General features: G+C 31.8%; 7 protein-coding genes. 4 read left to right on the top strand and 3 right to left on the bottom strand.

Annotated elements, in window-relative coordinates:
• Window positions 1-574: 574 nt before the first annotated feature.
• Complete coding sequence (locus CJF42_RS24575; RefSeq protein ID WP_095369158.1) at window positions 575-943, bottom strand: hypothetical protein; 369 nt, start codon at window positions 941-943, stop codon at window positions 575-577.
• 720 nt (window positions 944-1,663) lie between these two features.
• Here CJF42_RS24575 and CJF42_RS24580 point away from each other — a divergent pair.
• On the top strand, window positions 1,664-2,683 hold the full coding sequence (locus CJF42_RS24580) for a DUF262 domain-containing protein (protein ID WP_095369159.1): 1,020 nt from the start codon (window positions 1,664-1,666) through the stop codon (window positions 2,681-2,683).
• The gene (locus CJF42_RS24585) at window positions 2,684-3,286 is read left to right on the top strand and encodes a HEPN domain-containing protein (RefSeq protein WP_095369160.1); all 603 of its coding nucleotides are present in this window, start codon (window positions 2,684-2,686) and stop codon (window positions 3,284-3,286) included.
• A 36-nt stretch (window positions 3,287-3,322) separates the two neighbouring features.
• Here CJF42_RS24585 and CJF42_RS24590 read toward each other — a convergent pair whose 3' ends face one another.
• A complete protein-coding gene (locus CJF42_RS24590) occupies window positions 3,323-4,321 on the bottom strand; it encodes a phage integrase (protein ID WP_095369161.1) in 999 nt (332 codons plus the stop codon).
• Window positions 4,322-4,365: 44 nt separating this feature from the next.
• Complete coding sequence (locus CJF42_RS24595) at window positions 4,366-4,980, bottom strand: LexA family transcriptional regulator (RefSeq protein WP_141235662.1); 615 nt, start codon at window positions 4,978-4,980, stop codon at window positions 4,366-4,368.
• A 164-nt stretch (window positions 4,981-5,144) separates the two neighbouring features.
• On the opposite strand from CJF42_RS24595, the gene CJF42_RS24600 reads away from it, so the two are divergent.
• Together CJF42_RS24600 and CJF42_RS24605 are read left to right on the top strand one after the other, a co-directional pair.
• Window positions 5,145-5,423, top strand: a complete 279-nt coding sequence (locus CJF42_RS24600; RefSeq protein WP_095369163.1) for a hypothetical protein — start codon at window positions 5,145-5,147, stop codon at window positions 5,421-5,423.
• Window positions 5,424-5,586: 163 nt separating this feature from the next.
• On the top strand, window positions 5,587-5,802 hold the full coding sequence (locus tag CJF42_RS24605; protein WP_095369164.1) for a hypothetical protein: 216 nt from the start codon (window positions 5,587-5,589) through the stop codon (window positions 5,800-5,802).
• Window positions 5,803-5,807 lie beyond the last annotated feature (5 nt).

Raw genomic sequence — 5,807 nt, forward strand, 5'->3', positions numbered from 1 at the left:
TTTTGCTCGGCCAAACCGAGCAGGCTTAGTTATTTTGTGCGGTAAACTTACACATCAAACAAATGCCAGCAAATTTAAGTTTTCATCGTGCTTTCGAATAGATGCAGGTACGGAACCTTCCAATTGAAAAACAATTTCATTACAAGACTGTTTTTAACAAGGTGTAAATTCATGGTTAGAGCACTTAAGCTCGTGCTATAGATGTGCTATCTGGTGCTATATTTATAGCACTATTGAAACACCATTAAAAACCCTAGAAATTAAAAACCCCTGATTAATCAGGGGTTTCAATGGTGTTACAGTGGTGTAAAGTGGTGGAGCTGGGGGGATTTGAACCCAAGTATAGGTATTGTAAAACAACTACTTACCAAACTTATCAATTACTTAGTTACTTTCTAGAACGTACTAAAACGTACTTTCACGCACCGGCGTCGCCAGTTTGTCGCCATTTTTTATTTTGGGGGTAATTGGGGGGTTAGTGATATCGAACCCTGTCATAGGTCTAAATATACAAGAAATATATTAGTGAACAGCAAGTATCATTCCTTAAAAAACTTAGATTTATTTCACTAAATTATTCTCGGTGATAATTATTTACTATAGACTCTGGAGTAGACGCTAAAGCTTCTTTTTTAAAAAATTCTAGTTCTTTTATTATTTTTTGTTCTAACTGTATAGGTTTACCTTTTAACAAACTAAAATTTTCTTTTTTATTATTTAATAAAATATTTATTATATATAGAGTACGGACTGCGTTGACATATATGTCCTCTGATTTATCTAATAGTTCGACTTTTGAAATGCCTGTGAAGTCATCAAGTAATTCATCATATTTCTCTACTGACTTGTTTAAATAATTAATATTTGCATAAAAATCAGTAATACCAAGTCTAGCCTCCCTATGTAAGTCTATACAAATTTCATGAAAATATTCATCGAACAAAAATGTATGTAATTTAGATGGTATAGAAGTAATGCTTTTATCTAGTAAAGTTAGCTGTAATGCAAGTTTTGTTGTTACTATTGTTCTTTCAAGCCAAGCTGAAAGATCAGATAATTCAATATAAATAGCTTTTATTTTTTTCTTTTATCCATCTTATTTTTTATCACATCGGTAAGTTGACTCAGTATCCAACCAACAGCTATACCGATTAAAACAGATTTAATTTTTTCATCCATATTAGAACCTCATTAAAGAAACATTAACCAATATAATTTATTTAAAGGTAAACTTACAGAAAGAAACTCTACTTTATCTTCGTATTTTTTAATAAGTTACTTACCATTTAATTATGTAAAGATAATTAATATTAAAAAATTTTATTAGTTTCTGAATTAAACCTGACCGAATTTCTATATACATTCCCTAAATGTATAAAGTAAACATTTTATTTTAAACAGACTTAAATTTTCGAATAGACTGCATAGCTTTAGTTATTGATAAATAGGGTGAAGTTTATTTTTTTTACCTATTTACTTTGTATTACAGAGGGCTAATTTTACTAAATAATAGAACCCATTAGTAAATGTTACTTATTTAACTTAAATCAATGTAGATAATTGAATTATATGTTTTAATTATTCCTTTTCTTTGTTATTAAATATTCAAAATGATATGCTTTTTTATTATTAATCATTTTATATTTATCGTTCTGGGAATAGTATGTCGTCAAATCAAGTGTTGAATTTATATCCAATCGATTACCCTTTTGAAACTCTAATATCTAGAGTGGATAAGAAAAAATTAATCCTAGACCCTGATTTTCAAAGAAAATATAAATGGGATAAGGATGGAAATGTACGTGCATCACGCTTCATTGAATCATGTTTAATGAGAATTCCATTACCGGCATGTTATTTTTCAGAAGATAGTAATAAGAATCATTTGGTAATTGATGGAGTTCAAAGGATAACGACAGTAAAAAACTTTCTGAATGATGAATTTAGTTTAGAGGGATTAACCGTATTTACCGAGTTAAATGGTAAGAAATTTAGTGAGTTAGAGGGATACCGTAGCGATTTAGAAAATTATACTATACGTTGTATTGTATTAAGGAATGATAATCCTAGTCACCTTGTTCAAGATATTTTTGCTCGTCTTAATGAGGGTTCTGTAATATTGTCACATCAAGAAATACGACATGCGTTATACGCAGGTAAGTTTAATGATTTAATTCATGAATTAGGTAGCGATTCTCGAATAGAAAACTTTGGTAGAGGGAAAAGAGGAAGTCAGGTTAAAGATTCACTTGAACCACAGCAACAAGTGCTTAGATTTTTCGCTTTCTATGAGAATAGTGAGCAATATGATGAAAGTTTGAAAGAATTCCTCGATTCTTATATGCATGAGCACCAACATGATTCTGAGAACAAAATTAGAAAGATGAAGAGGTTATTTAAAACATCTTTAGATAAGTGTTTTAGTGTATTCGATGAAGATACTTTTATTGATACAACTAAAAGTAGACCGAAAGAGAGTTTAGTTTATTTTGACCTTTTAATGAAAGATTTTTCAGATCGTGATTCTAAATTTCTAACTGATAATAAAATTAAAATTAAAAATGCCTTTAAAGATTATTGTGGTATGCCTGATATTAAGAAAACACTATCTGGAGGAACATTAAATAAAAGTAAGATTAATGTAAGGGATAGAGTATGGGCTGGACTTATGGATAATATTTAGATGGCTTGTACTGAACAATACCAAATAAACAACCAGTTATTAGACGATTTAATTGAACTTGCTAAAGAAACTAAAATAAAAAGTCTTGACGATGGTTGTGATGATTTTTTTACAGAAAATGTTAATTTCTTTTCAAAATCATACATGGTCTTAATGTGTGCATATCTCGAAGCGTATATAAAAAGCGTGTCTAAACATTATATATCAGAAATTTCATGTAAGATTAACGAATATAAAATTCCCAGTAATTTATTAAAATGGTCGATACAGAAAGAAAAGTTTAAAGTTGATAATGAGAAAGATTGTTTAAAACTAAATGTATCAATATCAGCCAATGATATAGATAAAAATGTTTCAGCAAACCCATATACTACAGCACCTTTTTTTATTCGTCTTGGAATTGATCTTAATAAAAATTCAAATTATTCGGATTTAAGTGATTTAGTAGAAACAATAGTAAATAAACGAAACAGTATTGTTCATCATAATGATAATGCTACAGATATCACTTTTGATGATGTGATCTTAAATGCTGCAAAATTGAAAGATTATATTAAGTTAGTGGATGAGGAAATAATTAAGGCAATGAATGATATAACTTGATCACTCCCTTTCACATTGGTCACAATTATTCACCTGTTAGTAAGTTGGTATTTTAGGTTGATTTTTAATAGCATTTAATGGATTCAACCTAACCGCATCTTCCAAATGAGTTGGTGCAAAGTGGCTATATTTCATAGTGTCGGTAATACTTGAATGTCCTAGTATTTGTTGAAGAACTAGGATATTACCGCCTTTTTGCATAAAGTGACTTGCAAAAGTATGGCGTAAAACATGGCTCATTTGCCCGTCTGGTAATTCAATTTCAGCTCTTACAATAGCTTTTCTAAATGCACCCCAAGAACTAGAAAATAAACTACCTTTGCCTTTTGGTATTTCATTATATAGTTCTTTTGATATTGGCACTGTACGAACTTTGTTACCTTTAGTTCTGACAAAGCGTAATCTGTGTGGGGTAACTTGCTCTGCTTTTAAACTTTCGGCTTCACCCCAACGACAACCAGTAGATAAACAGATTTTAGATACTAATAGTGCATCTGGATTTCGACTTTTACCTAGTTCTTCTAGTAAAACGGGGATTTCGTCTGGTGTTAAAAACCCCATATCAGGGCGAATATATTTTAATTGCCTTAAACCTTTTATTGGGTTCTCTGGCCATTGCTCCATACGTACCAACTCATTAAACATGGCATTTAAATAGGTATGCTCGTTATTAATGGTTTTAGCTTTTACTTTTTCTAATCTGGCTTTTCGGTAATCTGTGAAAATTGCACGATTAAAGTTTTTTGCTAAAGGGTCGCCACATGCTTCGGCTACAGCTTGTAATTTTTTACGTGAACTTTCGCCACCTGTTAAGCTTTGACCATGTAACTCGAACCACATATTGATTAGTTCTGATAATCGGGTTTTATCTTGTTTTGGATTCCAAGGCGTATTGTTATATTGCTCTAAGGTATAAGTTTCAAAACGAGCGGCTTCACTTTTGGTCGTAAAGGTTTTACGAATACGTTTACCAGTACGGCCATTCGGATACATTTCTAGTAAATACTTACCGTTAGTTTGTTTTTTAATACTCATATTTAAACCTCTCGGTAATATTTACTAGGTGTATATTTGATGATTTACATCCTTTGACCAGACCAAACAACACGACCAATTAACTCGTAATCGCCTGATTCAAAATCTTTTTTGTTGATCTCATAAGTATCGTAATCTTTATTATCTGATTTAACTTTTATGACACCATTAGGGATAACTTGAAGCCTTTTAACAATTAAACTGCCATCCATTCTAATGACATAAATACCATCACCAAAACCATCAATTTCACGACTTACCATCATAACGGCATTGTTGTTTAGTGTTGGTGTCATGCTGTCACCTCTAACTAACATTAAAAATGTTTGTTTAGGGTCTACATGTAATTCGTTACGTAAAAAACTGGCATCAAAACTTACTAATGAATTCATTTCTTCTGATAGAACTAAGTCACCAGAACCAGCTGCTGCCGAAACTTCATAGAAAGGAATTTCTAAATGATCAACTGGTAAAGTTGTTTTTTCCTCACCGTAAACCAAGAAATCTAATGAAACATTAAATTCTTTTGCTGCTTTTGCACAAGCATCATATGGAATGCCACCTCGTTTTTTTGTAGCTGCTGCCCAACTTTGATTGTGTCCCAAAAGTAAAGAAAGTTCTTTCATTTGAGAAACGCCATACAGCTCTGAAAGCCGCATGAGTACTCCGTTTACATCGTTCAATGGATAAACTCCAAAATAAAAAATGCAACAAATAGCTTAAAAGGCACTTGCAAATGCCTAATAATCAATTAGGATGCCTATAAGTCACTTGCGCATATCGACTCGTAATCACTAGCGCAAACCTTATGGGAGATTAACGCATGAAAAATCAAATATCCAGATTAACAGACAACTTTAGTTCGCCTGTCACTCCCTTTCTGTCGGTTGATAAGTTTGCAGAGCTAACAGGGCAAACTCCTAGATCTGTAAAGGAGCAGCTGATCAACGGTCAGTTACCTATTTATACTTTGCCAACCTCTGCAAGGGTAAAAGATAAAACTAACGCCAGAATTGGTCGGATGTTTGTTGATATGTATTCGTTACACGTTATTTCAATTCAACGAATACATGACAAACCTGAATTAACTCGAATTAAATAAATAAAAAAACACTTTTTTGACGCTTTTAACTATAGCAATCAAATTTCAAATAAGCATTTAAGGATTCTGAAATGATATTTACAAATACATTCAAAGAACACGAATCACTTAATCAGTTTTTAATAACTGCTGCTTTGCTATGTGTGTTTGTTGTTGGTGCGCTATGAATTTTTATCTTCAATATATGCAATCAATTGATGAGTACGCGTTGGGCTTTAACAAAGTTGAGCAGCCTTTAATGTTTAGATCTCGTGCTGAAGCTATGTGCTTTTGTATTGATTATGCAAATGGTGAAGATTTTAAAATCACAGACGTAGATGATAACAATTGGCAATCACTTTATGATTCGGGGGCATTTGATTATGAGCCTGAACTTTAAACCAC

This window comes from Pseudoalteromonas sp. NBT06-2, assembly GCF_002276045.1.
Classification (GTDB): domain Bacteria; phylum Pseudomonadota; class Gammaproteobacteria; order Enterobacterales; family Alteromonadaceae; genus Pseudoalteromonas.